This is a genomic window from Phyllobacterium zundukense (assembly GCF_002764115.1).
Classification (GTDB): Bacteria; Pseudomonadota; Alphaproteobacteria; order Rhizobiales; family Rhizobiaceae; genus Phyllobacterium; species Phyllobacterium zundukense.
This window is the reverse complement of record NZ_CP017940.1, coordinates 1886637-1902112: the sequence shown is the minus strand read 5'-3', so window position 1 is coordinate 1902112 and position 15476 is coordinate 1886637. Positions and strand designations below refer to the sequence as shown.

The 15476-nt window shown below is 57.6% G+C and carries 15 protein-coding genes; 11 read left to right on the top strand and 4 right to left on the bottom strand.

Annotated features, from left to right (window positions below):
• Positions 1-18 precede the first annotated feature (18 nt).
• Entirely contained in the window at positions 19-2940 is a 2922-nt protein-coding gene (uvrA, locus tag BLM14_RS09475) for an excinuclease ABC subunit UvrA (RefSeq protein WP_099999135.1), read from the bottom strand.
• A 445-nt stretch (positions 2941-3385) separates the two neighbouring features.
• Between uvrA and BLM14_RS09470 the strand changes: the two genes are divergently transcribed.
• Both BLM14_RS09470 and BLM14_RS09465 read left to right on the top strand, forming a co-directional pair.
• Complete coding sequence (locus BLM14_RS09470; RefSeq protein ID WP_099999134.1) at positions 3386-3916, top strand: single-stranded DNA-binding protein; 531 nt, start codon at positions 3386-3388, stop codon at positions 3914-3916.
• A gap of 50 nt (positions 3917-3966) precedes the next feature.
• A complete protein-coding gene (locus BLM14_RS09465) occupies positions 3967-4401 on the top strand; it encodes a YqaA family protein (protein WP_100001173.1) in 435 nt (144 codons plus the stop codon).
• 5 nt (positions 4402-4406) lie between these two features.
• On the opposite strand, the gene BLM14_RS09460 is transcribed toward BLM14_RS09465, so the two are convergent.
• The gene (locus BLM14_RS09460) at positions 4407-4814 is read right to left on the bottom strand and encodes a DUF2000 family protein (protein ID WP_099999133.1); all 408 of its coding nucleotides are present in this window, start codon (positions 4812-4814) and stop codon (positions 4407-4409) included.
• A gap of 36 nt (positions 4815-4850) precedes the next feature.
• On the opposite strand from BLM14_RS09460, the gene BLM14_RS09455 reads away from it, so the two are divergent.
• From BLM14_RS09455 to BLM14_RS09445, 3 genes are all read left to right on the top strand, one after another.
• Positions 4851-5720 (top strand): AraC family transcriptional regulator, encoded by an 870-nt coding sequence (locus tag BLM14_RS09455; protein WP_099999132.1) that lies wholly within the window; start codon positions 4851-4853, stop codon positions 5718-5720.
• A 67-nt stretch (positions 5721-5787) separates the two neighbouring features.
• Positions 5788-7083 carry an NAD(P)/FAD-dependent oxidoreductase gene (locus tag BLM14_RS09450; protein WP_099999131.1) on the top strand — a complete coding sequence of 432 codons (1296 nt, stop codon included), beginning with the start codon at positions 5788-5790 and terminating at the stop codon, positions 7081-7083.
• A gap of 93 nt (positions 7084-7176) precedes the next feature.
• Complete coding sequence (locus BLM14_RS09445; RefSeq protein ID WP_099999130.1) at positions 7177-7566, top strand: energy transducer TonB; 390 nt, start codon at positions 7177-7179, stop codon at positions 7564-7566.
• A gap of 7 nt (positions 7567-7573) precedes the next feature.
• Here the strand turns inward: BLM14_RS09445 and BLM14_RS09440 are convergent, their stop codons facing one another.
• Positions 7574-8161 carry a MarC family protein gene (locus tag BLM14_RS09440; protein WP_418314228.1) on the bottom strand — a complete coding sequence of 196 codons (588 nt, stop codon included), beginning with the start codon at positions 8159-8161 and terminating at the stop codon, positions 7574-7576.
• A 382-nt stretch (positions 8162-8543) separates the two neighbouring features.
• Here BLM14_RS09440 and gyrA point away from each other — a divergent pair, with 382 nt between their 5' ends.
• Positions 8544-11261 (top strand): DNA gyrase subunit A, encoded by a 2718-nt coding sequence (gene gyrA / locus BLM14_RS09435; RefSeq protein ID WP_100001171.1) that lies wholly within the window; start codon positions 8544-8546, stop codon positions 11259-11261.
• Positions 11262-11280: 19 nt separating this feature from the next.
• Here the strand turns inward: gyrA and BLM14_RS09430 are convergent, their stop codons facing one another.
• Positions 11281-11421: a hypothetical protein gene (locus BLM14_RS09430; RefSeq protein WP_157929510.1), complete on the bottom strand. Its 141-nt coding sequence runs from the start codon at positions 11419-11421 to the stop codon at positions 11281-11283.
• Positions 11422-11608: 187 nt separating this feature from the next.
• On the opposite strand from BLM14_RS09430, the gene coaD reads away from it, so the two are divergent.
• From coaD to tgt, 5 genes are read left to right on the top strand one after another with little or no spacing between them, the layout of a single operon-like run.
• Positions 11609-12103, top strand: a complete 495-nt coding sequence (gene coaD / locus BLM14_RS09425; protein ID WP_099999127.1) for a pantetheine-phosphate adenylyltransferase — start codon at positions 11609-11611, stop codon at positions 12101-12103.
• Between the two features lie 14 nt (positions 12104-12117).
• Positions 12118-12702, top strand: coding sequence for a peptidylprolyl isomerase (locus tag BLM14_RS09420; RefSeq protein ID WP_099999126.1), 585 nt, complete (start codon positions 12118-12120; stop codon positions 12700-12702).
• A 24-nt stretch (positions 12703-12726) separates the two neighbouring features.
• Positions 12727-13236, top strand: a complete 510-nt coding sequence (locus BLM14_RS09415) for a peptidylprolyl isomerase (RefSeq protein ID WP_099999125.1) — start codon at positions 12727-12729, stop codon at positions 13234-13236.
• Between the two features lie 17 nt (positions 13237-13253).
• Positions 13254-14333: a tRNA preQ1(34) S-adenosylmethionine ribosyltransferase-isomerase QueA gene (gene queA, locus BLM14_RS09410; protein ID WP_099999124.1), complete on the top strand. Its 1080-nt coding sequence runs from the start codon at positions 13254-13256 to the stop codon at positions 14331-14333.
• Positions 14330-15466, top strand: coding sequence for a tRNA guanosine(34) transglycosylase Tgt (gene tgt, locus BLM14_RS09405; protein ID WP_100001169.1), 1137 nt, complete (start codon positions 14330-14332; stop codon positions 15464-15466). Before queA ends, tgt begins: the two co-directional genes overlap by 4 nt.
• Positions 15467-15476 lie beyond the last annotated feature (10 nt).

Genomic DNA, 15476 nt, shown 5'->3' with positions numbered 1-15476 from the left:
CAGGGGCGGGTTTCCAGATCATTCTGCTGCAGCCTGCGTCTTGTGTCCTGGACGCCGGCGCAGAAGCTCCTTGAGGAACTGGCCCGTATAGGAACGGTCGACCTCGACGATGTCTTCGGGCCGGCCGACAGCGACAATCTCGCCGCCGCCATCGCCGCCATGCGGTCCAAGGTCGATGACCCAGTCGGCGGTCTTGATGACTTCGAGATTGTGCTCGATCACCACCACGGTGTTGCCCTGATCTACCAGCTCGTGCAGCACCTCGAGCAGTTTCGCTACGTCGTGGAAGTGCAGGCCGGTGGTCGGCTCATCGAGGATATAGAGTGTGCGGCCGGTGGCCTTGCGCGATAATTCCTTGGCGAGCTTGATACGCTGGGCTTCACCACCGGAGAGGGTATTGGCCTGTTGGCCGACGTGGATATAACCGAGACCGACCTTGGCCAGCGTCTGCAGTTTGTCCCGCACGGCCGGGACGGCTGCGAAGAACTCCGCACCTTCCTCCACAGTCATGTCGAGCACATCGGCGATCGATTTGCCCTTGAACAGCACTTCCAGCGTCTCGCGATTGTAGCGCTTGCCATGGCAGACGTCGCAGGTGACATAGACATCCGGCAGGAAGTGCATCTCGATCTTGATCACGCCGTCGCCCTGGCAGGCTTCGCAGCGTCCACCCTTGACGTTGAATGAGAAGCGGCCTGGCTGATAGCCACGCGCCTTCGCCTCGGGGAGACCGGCAAACCAGTCGCGGATCGGTGTGAAGGCACCCGTATAGGTTGCTGGATTGGAGCGCGGTGTGCGGCCGATTGGCGACTGGTCGATATCGATGACCTTGTCGAGAAATTCCAGCCCGTCGATGCGGTCATGGTCTGCAGGATGTTCGCGCGACCCCATGATGCGGCGTGAGGCAGCCTTGAACAGCGTTTCGATCAGGAATGTCGATTTGCCGCCGCCGGAAACGCCGGTCACAGCGGTGAAGGTGCCGAGCGGAATCTCGGCTGACACATTCTTCAGATTGTTGCCCCGCGCACCGACAATCTTGATGCGCTTCTTGGTTGTTTTCCGTCGTTCCGACGGCACCGGGACCGCGATAGCGCCTGACAGATATTTGCCGGTCAGCGATTTCGGACTGGCCATGATATCGGCGGGTGATCCTTGCGCGATGATCTCGCCGCCATGAATGCCTGCGGCCGGACCGATATCGACGACATAATCGGCGGTGAGGATCGCGTCCTCGTCATGCTCGACGACGATGACCGTATTGCCGAGATCGCGCAGGTGACGCAGGGTCTTCAGCAGTTGCTCATTGTCACGCTGATGCAGGCCGATGGATGGCTCGTCGAGCACATAGAGCACGCCTGTCAGGCCAGACCCGATCTGCGAGGCGAGGCGGATGCGCTGGCTTTCGCCGCCGGACAGGGTTCCGGAATTGCGCGACAGCGCGAGATAGTCGAGACCGACATCATTGAGGAATCGCAGGCGTTCGCGAATTTCCTTGAGGATACGCGCGGCAATCTCGGTCTGCTTCTCGTTGAACGTCTTGTCAATTTCGCGGAACCAGGCGTCGGCATGGCGAATGGACTTTTCAGTGATCTGGCCGATATGCAGGCCACCGATCTTGACCGCCAGCGCCTCCGGCTTCAGCCGGTAGCCATTGCAGGCCGGGCAGGGTGTGCCGGACATGAAGCGCTCGATTTCCTCGCGCGACCAGGCGGAGTCAGTTTCCTTCCAGCGCCGTTCCAGATTGGGAATGACGCCTTCGAACGGCTTTGTGGTGCGGTAGGAACGCAGGCCGTCATCGTAGGCGAACTGTACCTCCCGGCTGCCGGTGCCATAGAGAATGGCGTTCTGCGCTTCCTCATTCAGGTCGCGCCAGCGGTCGCCAAGCTTGAAGCCATAGGCAGCGCCAAGAGCATCCAGCGTCTGATTGTAATAGGGCGAGCTCGATTTGGCCCATGGGGCGATTGCGCCATTCTTCAGAGTGAGGCTCTCGTCTGGAACGATCATCGTCGGATCGATCGCCTTCTGCGTGCCGAGACCATCGCAGGTCGGGCAAGCGCCGAAGGGGTTATTGAACGAGAACAGACGCGGTTCGATCTCGGAAATCGTGAAGCCCGAAACCGGGCAGGCGAACTTTTCCGAGAACATCAGCCGCTCATGCGTCTCGTTCTTGGATTTGTTAGCGGATTCGCTGGCTGTCTCGTCTGCCGGCAGCGGCTTGTCGGTGAATTCCGCGACGGCGATGCCATCGGCCAGCTTGAGACAAGTCTCGAGACTGTCCGCCAGACGCGCGGCTATATCGGACCGCACGACGATACGGTCGACCACCACGTCGATATCGTGCTTGTACTTCTTGTCGAGCGCCGGAACATCGGCAATCTCATAAAAAATGCCATCGACCTTCACGCGCTGGAAGCCGCGCTTCTGCAGGTCGGCAAGTTCCTTGCGGTATTCGCCTTTCCGGCCGCGGACGATCGGCGCCAGGATGAAAAGCCGGGTGCCTTCCTCCAGCGCGAGAACGCGATCGACCATCTGGCTGACAGTCTGGCTTTCGATCGGCAGGCCGGTTGCCGGGGAATAGGGTATGCCAACACGCGCATAGAGCAGGCGCAGATAGTCATAAATTTCGGTGACGGTGCCGACCGTCGACCGGGGATTGCGACTGGTTGTCTTCTGCTCAATGGAAATTGCCGGAGAGAGGCCATCGATCTGGTCGACGTCAGGCTTTTGCATCATCTCGAGAAACTGCCGCGCATAGGCGGACAGGCTCTCGACATAGCGCCTTTGCCCTTCGGCATAGATCGTATCGAACGCGAGTGACGACTTGCCGGATCCCGAAAGGCCGGTCATGACAATCAGCTTGTCACGGGGCAGATCGAGATCGATGTTCTTCAAATTATGTTCGCGGGCACCGCGAATGGAAATGTATTTCTGATCGCTCATGACTCTTTAGCCTTTGAGAGGGCATGCCGTTAGGACGGAGGAATTGCGCTTTGATGAGAAGCTTTCCCTCTATCTAGTACGTTTCGGGTATTTTACGAGGCCAAACCGTGGGAGGCCAACCATTTTGAATCACCATAGCCATGTTGACATTGTTAGAGCAAGTGATAGAACAAAAAAAGAACAAAATGTGCAAGCCATACTGACACGGTGTGAAAGCAGCCTCGTTTGGCGATTGACTGCAAAAACCAGATGCCATGCGGCTGGCGGAAGCATCGCGTACAGTGAAAGTCTCCTGACAAATCTGGCAGGAGCGTTTGGATTGACCTTCGATGTCGATGTGAAGCGAGCAGTATATTGTGGATAGGCAGCAGACAATTGCCCGCCACACGCATGGCTTCTATATGATGGCGCAAATTTTAAAAACGGAATTTATGGAGTTCAAATCATGGCAGGCAGTGTCAACAAGGTCATTTTGGTCGGAAATCTTGGCGCTGACCCGGAAGTCCGGCGGCTGGGTTCAGGCGATCCGGTCGTCAATCTTCGTATCGCGACCTCGGAAAGCTGGCGCGACAAGAACAGCGGCGAGCGCAAGGAAAAGACCGAATGGCATAGCGTTGTCATCTTCAACGACAATCTGGCCAAGGTTGCCGAGCAATATTTGAAGAAGGGCATGAAGGTTTATCTCGAAGGTGCACTGCAGACCCGCAAGTGGCAGGACCAGACGGGCAATGACCGCTATTCGACAGAAGTTGTGTTGCAGAAGTTCCGCGGCGAATTGCAGATGCTCGATTCACGCGGCGAGGGTGCCGGAGCCGGTGGAGGCCGTTCGTTCGACAACAATTCCAGCCGCGGCCAGGTTTCCGATAACGACTATGGTTCGGATTTCGGCCGTTCCAGCGCTTCGTCAAGCAGTTCGTCCAGTGCTAGCGGCGGCGGGAATTTCTCACGCGATCTCGACGATGAAATCCCGTTCTGAGATTTGAACGTACATAGACCCCAGACGAATAATGCAAACGCCCAGTCATGATTGGTGATCTGGGCGTTTATGCCGGGCTGTTCACGGTCGCCTTCATCGCCGCGACCATCCTGCCGATGCAGTCCGAAGCCGCGCTTGCTGGCCTCCTTCTTGGCAATTCCTATTCACCAGCAATGCTCATTGCTGTGGCCAGTACAGGCAATGTGCTCGGTTCGGTGGTCAACTGGCTGCTAGGCCGGGGCATCGAAAGGTTTCGCGACCGCAAATGGTTTCCGGCCAATCAGGCACAGCTCGATCGCGCTGCGTCCTGGTACCATCGCTACGGCAAATGGACGCTACTGTTGAGCTGGATGCCAATCATAGGCGATCCGCTGACCGTAATTGCCGGCGTGCTGCGGGAACCCTTACTCAGTTTCATCATCCTTGTGGCGATAGCCAAAACGGCGCGCTATCTCGCGATTCTGGCTCTCACCACGGGCTTTTAGGCGGCTCACGGATGCATCTTTGCGCCTTTGGTGACCTTGTCGACCACCTTCTTGTCCGCCCGCAAGGCAATGCCGACGACTTTTGCATCATCGGGAGAAAACTGGGCAAAGACAGCGCGGTTTGCTGCATCATGGCCAGTCGAAAACATTTCCTCTATGTAGAGGCAGGATTTGATATCCCGCTCGAGCGAACGGCGATGAATGCTTGAAATCGTTGCCTGATCGGCCGCCAATACTATTACGGGCTGGATTGATAAAGGGTTGTAGATGTTGCCGGCACGATCGCGGTAGGGTTCGCCGATCACCTCCGGTGACTGGGCAACAATGCCGCTGGTCAGAAAGGCCGTCACATTCAGCGCCTGCCAGGATGCAAGGTCGTTTCGCAGCACGATTGCAATTTTGGTATCGAACATCGATATAGTTCTCCATGGTCATGAAGAGTTGAGCTTATGCTGGACGTTTTAGGCGAAGAGGCTGCACACAGTCTTGGACGTTTGTGCGAACGTCCCCGGCAAGACGCCATCCTGTCGGCGCCGTCCAATCCGGGCCTTGAACGTATAGAAGCGCGCTTTGCCGGTGATGGCTACGACCTGCACCGGCATGATACCTATGCGATCGGCATGACGTTGCATGGTGTCCAGACGTTCTGGTACCGCGGCCAGCGGCGCTATAGCCTGCCTGGCAATATCATCGTGCTCCATCCGGACGAGATCCATGACGGCGGGGCAGGAACGGATGACGGCCTGCGCTATCGTATGCTTTATCTGGAACCGGCACTGGCTCTTCAATCGCTGGGAAGTCGTGCGGGTTCGCTGCCATTCGTCGACGATCCCGTTTTCGCTGACCCATCCATCGCGGCTACCTTGTCTGCCGCTCTCGGTAATCTTGACGAGGAACTGGATGAGCTGCTGGTTGACGATGTCGTATCTCAACTGACGCAAGGGCTGGCCAGGCATGCGCACCAAAACGTCAAGTCGCTGGGCGCACCAGCGCTGCGGCAGACCGAACTTGCCCGCGATTATCTCGAAGAACATGCCTTGCGTCTTGTCAGGTCAGATGAGCTTGAGGCGGTAAGTGGCCTTGATCGTTACACTTTGTCCCGGCACTTTCGGGCGCTGTATGCGACGAGCCCGCACCGATTCCTGCTGATGCGCCGCCTGCAGCGGGCACGGGAGATGATCAAGGCAGGCGAGCCGCTTGCCGGGATTGCGGTTGCGACGGGGTTTACCGACCAGAGCCATCTCAACCGGCAATTCAAGAAAGCCTTCGGCATGACGCCGGGACGCTGGGCAGCTCTGATCGGCGCCAGTCCCGGTTGAGACCGCAATTGTCGGGCTACGCGCTGTCTGTTAGACAGGCCTTTGGTTTGTGCATCGGAGCCTTGTCATGACGGAAATCCAGCCATCTGCCAGCACCCGGCATCGCCTTGTGATCGTCGGCGGAGGCTTCGGCGGGCTGGAGGCGGTCCATAACCTGCGCAATGCCGATATGGACATCACGCTTATCGACCAGCGCAACCATCATCTGTTCCAACCCTTGCTCTACCAAGTGGCAACCTCGACACTGGCGACATCGGAAATTGCCTGGCCGATCCGGCACCTGCTGCGCAAGTACAAGAATGTCAAAACGCTGCTGGGTACGATCGACGGGGTCGATACAGCTGCCCGGACTGTTTCAACGGCTGATGGCGAAACCATTCCCTACGATACGCTGGTGCTGGCGACAGGCGCGCGCCATGCCTATTTCGGCCATGATGATTGGGAGCCATTCGCGCCTGGCTTGAAAACGCTGGAAGATGCAACGACGATCCGGCGGCGTATTCTTACTGCATTCGAAAAAGCAGAACGTGAACCTGATCCGGCGAAGCGCGCGGAGTATCTGACATTCGTGATGATTGGTGGCGGTCCGACGGGGGTCGAGGTTGCCGGAACGATAGCCGATCTGGCCCGCGATACGCTGAAGGGTGATTTCAGGGTGATCGATCCGGCATCAGCGCGTGTCGTGCTCATCGAGGGCGGACCCCGGGTACTGCCGGCCTTCAGTGAAGACATGTCCGCCTATGCCAAGCAGGCGCTGGAGAAGCTCGGCGTCACTGTTCATCTGGGCAATCCCGTCACCGAATGCCACACAGATGGTGTCGAGTTCGGCGGTCAGTCGCTCCGCGCCCAGACGATTATCTGGGCGGCCGGCGTCCAGGCATCGCCCGCGGCGAAATGGCTGAATGTGCCCGCTGATCGCGTCGGGCGTGTCGTCGTCAATGCCGATCTCACGGCCCCGGGATATCCGGAAATCTTTGTTATTGGCGACACGGCGACTGTTGCCAATGGCGGCAAGGGCACCGTGCCCGGCATCGCGCCGGCGGCGAAGCAGCAGGGCGTGCATATCGCCAAGACGATCAAGGCGAGGCTTGTCGGGGATCAATCGCCAAGGCCATTTGTCTACCACCATGACGGTGATCTGGCGACGATCGGCAAGCGCGCCGCTGTCACCGATTTCGGCTGGATCAAGCTGAAGGGCTACATCGCCTGGTGGCTCTGGGGGCTCGCCCACATCTATTTCCTGATCGGGCTCCGCAACCGTCTGGCGGTTGCCCTGAGCTGGCTGTGGATCTCTGTTAGCGGAGCCCGCAGTGCCCGATTGATCACCCAGAAGGATGCCGCCGAGGAAGCCAATACACCTTAAGTATGACTTGCATATTCAGGCAATTGGGTAGCGAATCTGCGATGGAGGGATCAATCCCTGGCGGGGGTGATTTTGAGCGGATTTCGAGCATCCATGATTGCGCTTATCCTGCTGTACCCGGCTTCAGCCGGGGCAGGAGAGCGGGCATGTGGCAGCCGCGAGCCGATAGCAACAATCTACGAGATTGGGCCGGCCCTATATTCCTGCTGGAAGCCGCCGCCCGGAACTGAAAATCTGGAAATTACCCTGCGTTTTGCATTGCGCCGCGATGGCAGCATGATCGGAAATCCGCGCGCAAGCTATGCGAAACTTGGTCAGGACATGCCTCTGAAGCGAGCCTTCGTGGCCTCTGTGCTCGAGGCGCTCTATCAAAACCTGCCGCTGCCCATCACCGATGATTTCGGCGGCGCCATTGCTGGGCGGCCGATAACGCTGCTGTTCAGCACGGACGACAGCAGCACCGCGATGGACACATCGCTGTAGAACTCCATCAGCTCGTTATGAGCGTCTTGATGCCATCCGCCACGAACTGGACGGCCAGGGCGGCGAGAATGACACCGAGAAGGCGAGTCAGGATGGAGCGGCCGGTTTCGCCAAGAAAGCGGTCGACACGTTCCGCGAGCAAGAACACTACGTAAGATGTGGCGATACAAATCAGAATGATGCCGATCAGCGCCAGGCGCGATGTCGCGTCGGAAAGTGTACCCGCCAGAAGGATGGTGGCGGAGATGGCGCCCGGACCGGCGATGAGCGGAATGGCGAGCGGGAAGGCGGCGATGTTGCGGATGTGATCCTTGGTAATCGCAACCTCCGCGCTCTTTTCCTTGCGCTCATTGCGCCGTTCGAAAATCATCTCGAAGGCAATCCAGAACAGCAGGAGGCCACCGGCGATGCGAAATGCGCCGAGCGTGATGCCAAAGAGAGCAAGGATTTGAGCGCCGGCGACGGCAAAAACGGTCAGGACGATGAAAGCGATGAGGCTTGCCCGCAGCCCGACCTGGCTGCGTTCCTTGCGATTCATGCCGCGTGTAAGTGCGAGAAACAGAGGCGCCAGTCCCGGTGGATCGATTGTCACCATCAAGGTGACGAGCGCATTGAGAAGGGTGTCGGAATACGCCACGATTTTGCTTTTCTTTTCTGTTTAAAGCTCGGCCAACCTACCGTTTATAGCCCCAGCAACCTACCGGATTCGATATCCAACGTCGAGAAACATGCAAATCCTTGGGCAAGTTTTTCACAGCATGAGAAAAACTATTTTATCTCATTGATATTAAAGGCTTTTCAGCTGTGTATTACGGTCCCGTTTATTGGCTTTTCGTGTTGAAAGCCGCTATAAGATCAAAGATTGATTCTATACGAAAGATGAGTGCCTCGTGTCTGACCTAACTCCACCTCCCGGCCCTGAAGACGATAAATCCGGACCAATCTCCGGTATCGAGCCGATTTCCATCATCGAGGAAATGCAGCGTTCCTATCTCGATTATGCGATGAGCGTGATCGTCAGTCGTGCGCTGCCGGACGTGCGAGACGGCCTGAAGCCCGTGCATAGACGTATCCTGCATGCGATGAACGAGATGGGCCTGTCGTGGAACAGGTCCTACCGCAAGTCTGCCGGTGTCGTCGGTGAGGTGATGGGTAAATACCATCCGCATGGTGACGCCTCCATCTATGACGCGCTTGTCCGCATGGCGCAGGACTGGTCATTGCGTGATCCGCTCGTCGACGGGCAGGGCAATTTCGGCTCAATCGACGGCGACTCCCCAGCCGCGATGCGATACACGGAATGCCGCCTGGAAAAGGTAACGGAATCGCTGCTCGAGGACATCGACAAGGAAACAGTCGATTTCCAGGACAATTATGACGGCCGCGAGCAGGAACCAGTGGTCCTGCCGGCACGCTTTCCCAATCTCCTGGTCAATGGTTCGGGCGGTATCGCTGTCGGCATGGCGACGAACGTTCCGCCGCACAACCTCGCCGAAGTCATCAATGGTTGTATCGCGCTGATCGACAATCCGGCGATCGAACTGCCGGAAATGATGGAATTCATTCCAGGGCCGGATTTCCCGACAGGCGGCCTCGTTCTTGGCCGCTCGGGCATTCATTCCGCTTATAGCACGGGCCGCGGCTCGATCCTGATGCGCGGCAAGGTCGCCATCGAAAGCATGCGCGGTGACCGCGAAGCCATTATCATCACCGAGGTTCCGTATCAGGTGAACAAGGCGACGATGATCGAGAAAATGGCCGATCTCGTGCGTGAAAAGCGCATCGAGGGCATTTCCGATATTCGCGATGAATCGGACCGGGACGGCTATCGTGTCGTCGTCGAGCTGAAGCGCGACGCAGTTGCCGATGTCATCGTCAATCAGCTTTACCGTTTCACACCACTGCAGACCTCCTTCGGTGCCAACATGGTGGCGCTGAATGGCGGCAAGCCCGGGCTGCTCAATCTGCTCGACATTTTGCGTGCCTTTGTCAGCTTTCGCGAGGAAGTTGTCAGCCGCCGTACGAAATTCCTGCTGCGCAAGGCGCGTGACCGCGCGCACGTCCTGGTTGGCCTGGCCATCGCCGTCGCCAATATTGATGAGATCATTGCGCTGATCCGCCTTGCGCCGGATCCGGCAACGGCCCGCGACCAGTTGATGGAACGCCGCTGGCCCGCCAATGACGTGGCGCCGCTGATCACCTTGATCGCCGATCCGCGCCACACACTCAACGACGACAACACCTATAACCTCTCCGAGGAGCAGGCGCGGGCCATTCTCGATCTGCGGCTGCAGCGCCTGACCGCACTTGGACGCGATGAAATCGCTGACGAGCTCAACAAGATCGGTGTCGAGATCGCCGATTATCTTGAGATCCTGGCGTCCCGCGTGCGGATCATGGGGCTCGTCAAGGACGAGCTACTTGCAATTCGCGACGAGTTCGGCACACCGCGCCGCACGGTGCTCACAGATGGCGGCGCCGACATGGACGATGAAGACCTCATCGCCCGCGAGGACATGGTGGTGACCGTCAGCCACGCCGGTTATATCAAGCGGGTGCCTTTGGTGACCTATCGGGCGCAGCGCCGTGGCGGCAAGGGCCGTTCGGGCGTGTCGATGAAGGACGAGGATTTCGTCACGCGGCTGTTCGTCGCCAACACGCATACGCCGATGCTGTTCTTCTCGTCGCGCGGCATCGTCTACAAGGAAAAGGTCTGGCGTCTGCCGATCGGAACGCCGCAGTCGCGCGGCAAGGCTCTGATCAACATGCTGCCGCTCGAACAGGGCGAGCGCATCACCACGATCATGCCGCTGCCGGAAGACGAGGCAAGCTGGGCAAATCTCGACGTCATGTTTGCCACGACACGCGGAACGGTTCGCCGCAACAAACTGTCCGATTTCGTCCAGGTCAATCGCAATGGCAAGATCGCGATGAAGCTGGAAGAGGAGGGCGATGAAATCCTCAGCGTCGACACCTGTGATGAGTTCGACGATGTACTATTGACCGCCGCCGGCGGCCAGTGCATCCGCTTCCCCGTGACAGATGTGCGCGTGTTCGTTGGCCGCAATTCGATCGGGGTTCGCGGCATAAGCCTCGCGCCTGGTGACAGGATCATCTCGATGGCCATCCTCAACCACGTCGACGCAAGTCCGGCGGAACGTTCGGCTTATCTCAAGCAAGCTGCAGCGGAGCGGCGGGCTCAGGGTGCCGATGATGTTGAAGAAATCGCCCTGGTCGGCGAAGAAGCAACGGATGTGACCGACCTTTCAACCGAGCGTTATACGGAGCTGCGCGACCGCGAAGAGACCGTGCTTACGGTCAGCGAGTATGGCTACGGTAAACGCTCGTCGTCCTATGAGTTCCGCGTCTCGGGGCGCGGCGGTAAGGGCATTCGCGCAACCGACACGTCGAAGACCGATGAAATCGGCAAGCTAGTGTCATTGTTCCCGGTTGAAGCTTCGGACCAGATACTGCTGGTCTCCGATCGCGGCCAGCTGATCCGCGTGCCCGTGAACGGCATTCGCATTGCCGGGCGCTCGACGAAGGGCGTGACCATTTTCAATACGGCAGATGGCGAGAAGGTTGTTTCGGTCGAGCGGATTTCGGAAACCGAAAACGATGAAGTCGAAGCTGAAACATCCATTGAAGGCGAGACTGCAGCCCCAGATACGACGAACGGCTCTGAAGAGATCTAGGGCCGAATTTGTTAGGCGATCATAGATCGATACGGTGGTGATAGACACCGAAGCGGGAAGTTCTGACCGGAGCTTTCCGCTTCTTGTTTTCTTCGATAAGCATGAGAAATGCGGAAACCATCATGGCGATCATCATGGCAATGGCCAGAAGAATAAACATAAATCTGTCCCTTCGATCTTTCGCGTCTGCATGGTTAGCAACGTGCCAATTTGCAAATAGTTTCATCTTTTCTTCTCATATGTAGCTGTGCGCATCTGAATGCTCGCTGATTGCTGCGTTCATCTCCCGTTCATCTGATCAATTGCGGACCATTGAAAGCGCCGGGCAAAACGGTTAGGTAACCCTCATGACAATCGCGATCTATGCCGGATCATTTGATCCCATCACCAATGGCCATATGGATGTCTTGCAGGGCTCGCTCAGGCTTGCTGACAAGGTATTCGTGGCTATCGGCACTCATCCCGGCAAGGCCCCTTTATTTTCGTTTGAAGAGCGCGTCGACCTGATCAAGCGCGTCGCTGCCGATGTTTTCGGCAAGGATAGCGCCAGGATCGACGTTATTGCCTTTGACGGGCTGTTGATCGATGCAGCGCGCAAATATGGGGCATCACTGATGGTTCGCGGTTTGCGTGACGGTACGGATCTCGACTATGAGATGCAGATGGCGGGCATGAACGGCAAGATGGCGCCGGAGTTACAGACGGTATTTCTCCCGGCCGATCCCTCGGTCCGCACCATTACTGCCACATTGGTTCGCCAGATTGCCGCCATGGGCGGTGACGTCCGGCATTTTGTCCCTGCTCTTGTCGCCGACGCGCTCAAGACAAAATTCAAATCCTGATCTTGGAGACTTTTATGTCCTTTTTCCGCACAGCGCTTCTTGTTGCTGCCGTTTCGTCCCTTTCATTTGCTTCGTTGAGCCCGGTCCTAGCCGATGATGCGAACACCATGACGATCAAGCTCAAGGATGGCGACGTCAAGGTCGAGTTGCTTCCCGACCTTGCGCCGAAGCACGTCGAACAGATCAAGGCACTGGCCAAGGAAGGCGCATATAATAATGTCGTGTTCCACCGGGTCATTCCAGGTTTCATGGCCCAGACCGGTGACGTGCAGTATGGCAACACGGAAAAGGGCTACAACCAGCAAGCCGCCGGAACCGGTGGTTCTACGCGTCCTGATCTGCCCGCTGAATTCTCGAAAGAACCTTTCGTACGCGGTGTCGTCGGCATGGCCCGTTCGCAGAATCCCAATTCTGCCAACTCGCAGTTCTTCATCATGTTCACCGAATATCCTTCCCTGAACGGCCAATATACAGTCGTTGGCAAGGTCACGAGCGGCATGGATGTCGTCGACAAGATCAAGAAGGGTTCGGACACCGATAATGGTGCCGTCGATAACCCGGACAAGATGATCAAGGTCACGGTCGGTTCGACCAAGTAATTATAAAACAGGAGATTGCCGAAAATGGCTTACAAAGACCCAGAGAATACCATCCTTCTTGAAACCACGAAGGGCAGCGTCGTTATCGAACTCTATCCGGACCTCGCTCCCGGACATGTTGAGCGGATCAAGGAACTGGCACGCGAGGGCGCTTATGATGGCGTTGTGTTCCACCGCGTGATCGATGGCTTCATGGCACAGACCGGCGACGTCAAGTTTGGAAAGAAGGGCGGCAGCTCGTTCAATCCCGCTCGCGCCGGCATGGGCGGTTCGGAAAAGCCGGACCTCAAGGCTGAATTTTCCAATGCCAATCATGGCCGCGGCGCTTGTTCGATGGCGCGCTCGCAGAGCCCCAATTCTGCCAACTCGCAGTTCTTCATCTGCTTCGACGATGCTGCCTTCCTCAATCGCCAGTACACGGTATGGGGCCAGGTTATCGAAGGCATGGACAATGTCGACAAGATCAAGCGCGGCGAGCCGGTTCAGGATCCGGATTCGATCGTTACCATGCGCGTTGCAGCAGACGTCGAATAAGATCGAATTGATGCATTATGCGTGTTGATCTTTTCGATTTCGATCTGCCGGAAGAGAACATCGCATTGAGACCTGCAGAGCCGCGCGATTCAGCGCGGCTTTTGCTTGTGAAGGCGAATACGTCCGAATTCGACGACAGTTCCGTTCGAAACCTTGGCGATTTCCTTCGTCCCGGAGATGCTTTGGTTTTCAATGATACCAAAGTGATACCGGCTCAACTTGAAGGTATTCGCGAACGCGAAGGTGTAAAGGCCCAGATCAGTGCGACCTTGCACATGCGTGCAGGTCCTGATCGTTGGAAAGCCTTCCTGCGCCCGGCAAAACGTATCAAACAGGGTGAGCGCATCGATTTTGGTCACGGCAACAATGCCTGCCTGCTCGGATCGCTGCAAGCGACGGTCGCCGAAAAGGGCGAGGCAGGCGAAGCATTGCTGGTGTTCGATTTCAGCGGTGCCGATCTTGATCAGGCGATTGCCGCGGTCGGCCACATTCCCTTGCCGCCTTACATTGCTTCGAAACGCGCCGACGACAGTCGCGATCGCGAGGACTACCAGACCGTCTATGCAAGGGAAGAGGGTGCCGTCGCCGCACCGACCGCGGGACTGCATTTCACGCCTGAGCTGCTGGAGGATTTAAGGGAGCGGGGGATCGAGGAGCACTTCGTTACCTTGCATGTCGGCGCAGGCACGTTTCTGCCTGTCAAAGCCGATGACACGGCAGATCACAAGATGCATGCGGAAATTGGTACGGTGGATCAGCCCACGGCCGAGGCGCTCAACGCCGTGAAGGCGCGTGGCGGGCGCATCGTTTCCGTCGGAACAACGTCGCTGCGTCTGCTCGAAAGCGCGACAGATGAAAATGGCGTCATCCAGCCATGGTCCGGGCCGACGGATATTTTCATCACGCCGGGTTACAAATTCCGTGCTGTCGACATGTTGATGACGAATTTTCACCTCCCACGCTCGACGCTGTTCATGCTGGTCTCGGCTTTCAGCGGATTCGAGCGCATGCATGCGGCCTATGAACATGCGATCAAAAATCACTACCGCTTCTATTCCTATGGCGATGCAAGCCTGTTATGGCGGTCCGCATCATGACAAGCGAAAATTTTGAATTCAAACTGATTGCCACCGATGGCAAGGCGAGGCGCGGTGAAATCACCATGCCGCGCGGCACTGTTCGTACACCGGCATTCATGCCCGTCGGGACCGGCGGCACTGTCAAGGCGATGTATATGGACCAGGTGCGCGACCTTGGCGCCGATATCATCCTTGGTAATACCTACCATCTGATGCTGCGGCCGAGCGCCGAACGGGTGGCGAAACTTGGCGGGTTGCATGAGTTTTCCCGCTGGCAGGGGCCGATCCTGACGGATTCCGGCGGTTTTCAGGTTATGTCACTGGCGCAGTTGCGCAAGCTGACCGAAAAGGGCGTGACGTTCCGTTCACATATCGATGGTCGTGCCTACGAGATGAGCCCGGAACGCTCGATCGAGATCCAGGGATTGCTCGATTCCGATATCCAGATGCAGCTGGACGAATGCGTGGCGCTACCTTCGACTCCAAAGGATATCCAGCGGGCAATGGAACTGTCGCTGCGATGGGCAGAACGCTGCAAGGTTGCGTTCGGCGATCAGCCCGGCAAGGCCATGTTCGGCATCGTGCAGGGCGGTGACGTGGCGGACCTGCGTGTCCGCTCGGCACAGGCGCTGAAAGCCATGGATCTGAAGGGTTATGCCGTTGGCGGGCTGGCGGTTGGCGAGCCGCAGGACGTCATGCTCGAAATGCTGGATATCACCTGTCCGGAACTTCCCGTTGAAAAGCCACGCTATCTCATGGGCGTCGGCACGCCGGATGATATTCTGAAGTCGGTGGCGCGCGGTATCGACATGTTCGATTGCGTGATGCCAACGCGGGCAGGGCGGCATGGCCTTGCTTTTACGCGCCGGGGCAAGGTCAATCTGCGCAACGCCCGGCACGCGGATGATCCCCGGCCGTTGGATGAGGAATCGCCGTGTCCGGCTGCACGGGATTACAGCCGCGCCTATCTGCACCATCTGGTCAAATCAGGTGAAGCACTTGGCGGCATGCTGCTGACATGGAACAATCTTTCATACTACCAGCAATTGATGCAGGGCATTCGCGACACGATCGAAGCCGGGCGATACACCGCCTTCACCGAAGAAACGCAGGCGGCCTGGACGCAGGGAGATATTCCTGTCTTTGCGTAGCTAGAGCACC

What these genes read in the sequence shown, in the direction of transcription:
- gyrA (WP_100001171.1), top strand. Translation starts at nt 8,544, where the DNA reads ATGCAGCGTTCCTATCTCGATTATGCGATGAGCGTGATCGTCAGTCGT.
- BLM14_RS09470 (WP_099999134.1), top strand. Translation starts at nt 3,386, where the DNA reads ATGGCAGGCAGTGTCAACAAGGTCATTTTGGTCGGAAATCTTGGCGCT.
- tgt (WP_100001169.1), top strand. Translation starts at nt 14,330, where the DNA reads ATGACAAGCGAAAATTTTGAATTCAAACTGATTGCCACCGATGGCAAG.
- BLM14_RS09450 (WP_099999131.1), top strand. Translation starts at nt 5,788, where the DNA reads ATGACGGAAATCCAGCCATCTGCCAGCACCCGGCATCGCCTTGTGATC.
- BLM14_RS09460 (WP_099999133.1), bottom strand. Translation starts at nt 4,814, where the DNA reads ATGTTCGATACCAAAATTGCAATCGTGCTGCGAAACGACCTTGCATCC.
- uvrA (WP_099999135.1), bottom strand. Translation starts at nt 2,940, where the DNA reads ATGAGCGATCAGAAATACATTTCCATTCGCGGTGCCCGCGAACATAAT.
- coaD (WP_099999127.1), top strand. Translation starts at nt 11,609, where the DNA reads ATGACAATCGCGATCTATGCCGGATCATTTGATCCCATCACCAATGGC.
- BLM14_RS09445 (WP_099999130.1), top strand. Translation starts at nt 7,177, where the DNA reads ATGATTGCGCTTATCCTGCTGTACCCGGCTTCAGCCGGGGCAGGAGAG.
- queA (WP_099999124.1), top strand. Translation starts at nt 13,254, where the DNA reads ATGCGTGTTGATCTTTTCGATTTCGATCTGCCGGAAGAGAACATCGCA.
- BLM14_RS09415 (WP_099999125.1), top strand. Translation starts at nt 12,727, where the DNA reads ATGGCTTACAAAGACCCAGAGAATACCATCCTTCTTGAAACCACGAAG.
- BLM14_RS09420 (WP_099999126.1), top strand. Translation starts at nt 12,118, where the DNA reads ATGTCCTTTTTCCGCACAGCGCTTCTTGTTGCTGCCGTTTCGTCCCTT.
- BLM14_RS09440 (WP_418314228.1), bottom strand. Translation starts at nt 8,161, where the DNA reads ATGGTGACAATCGATCCACCGGGACTGGCGCCTCTGTTTCTCGCACTT.
- BLM14_RS09455 (WP_099999132.1), top strand. Translation starts at nt 4,851, where the DNA reads ATGCTGGACGTTTTAGGCGAAGAGGCTGCACACAGTCTTGGACGTTTG.
- BLM14_RS09430 (WP_157929510.1), bottom strand. Translation starts at nt 11,421, where the DNA reads ATGTTTATTCTTCTGGCCATTGCCATGATGATCGCCATGATGGTTTCC.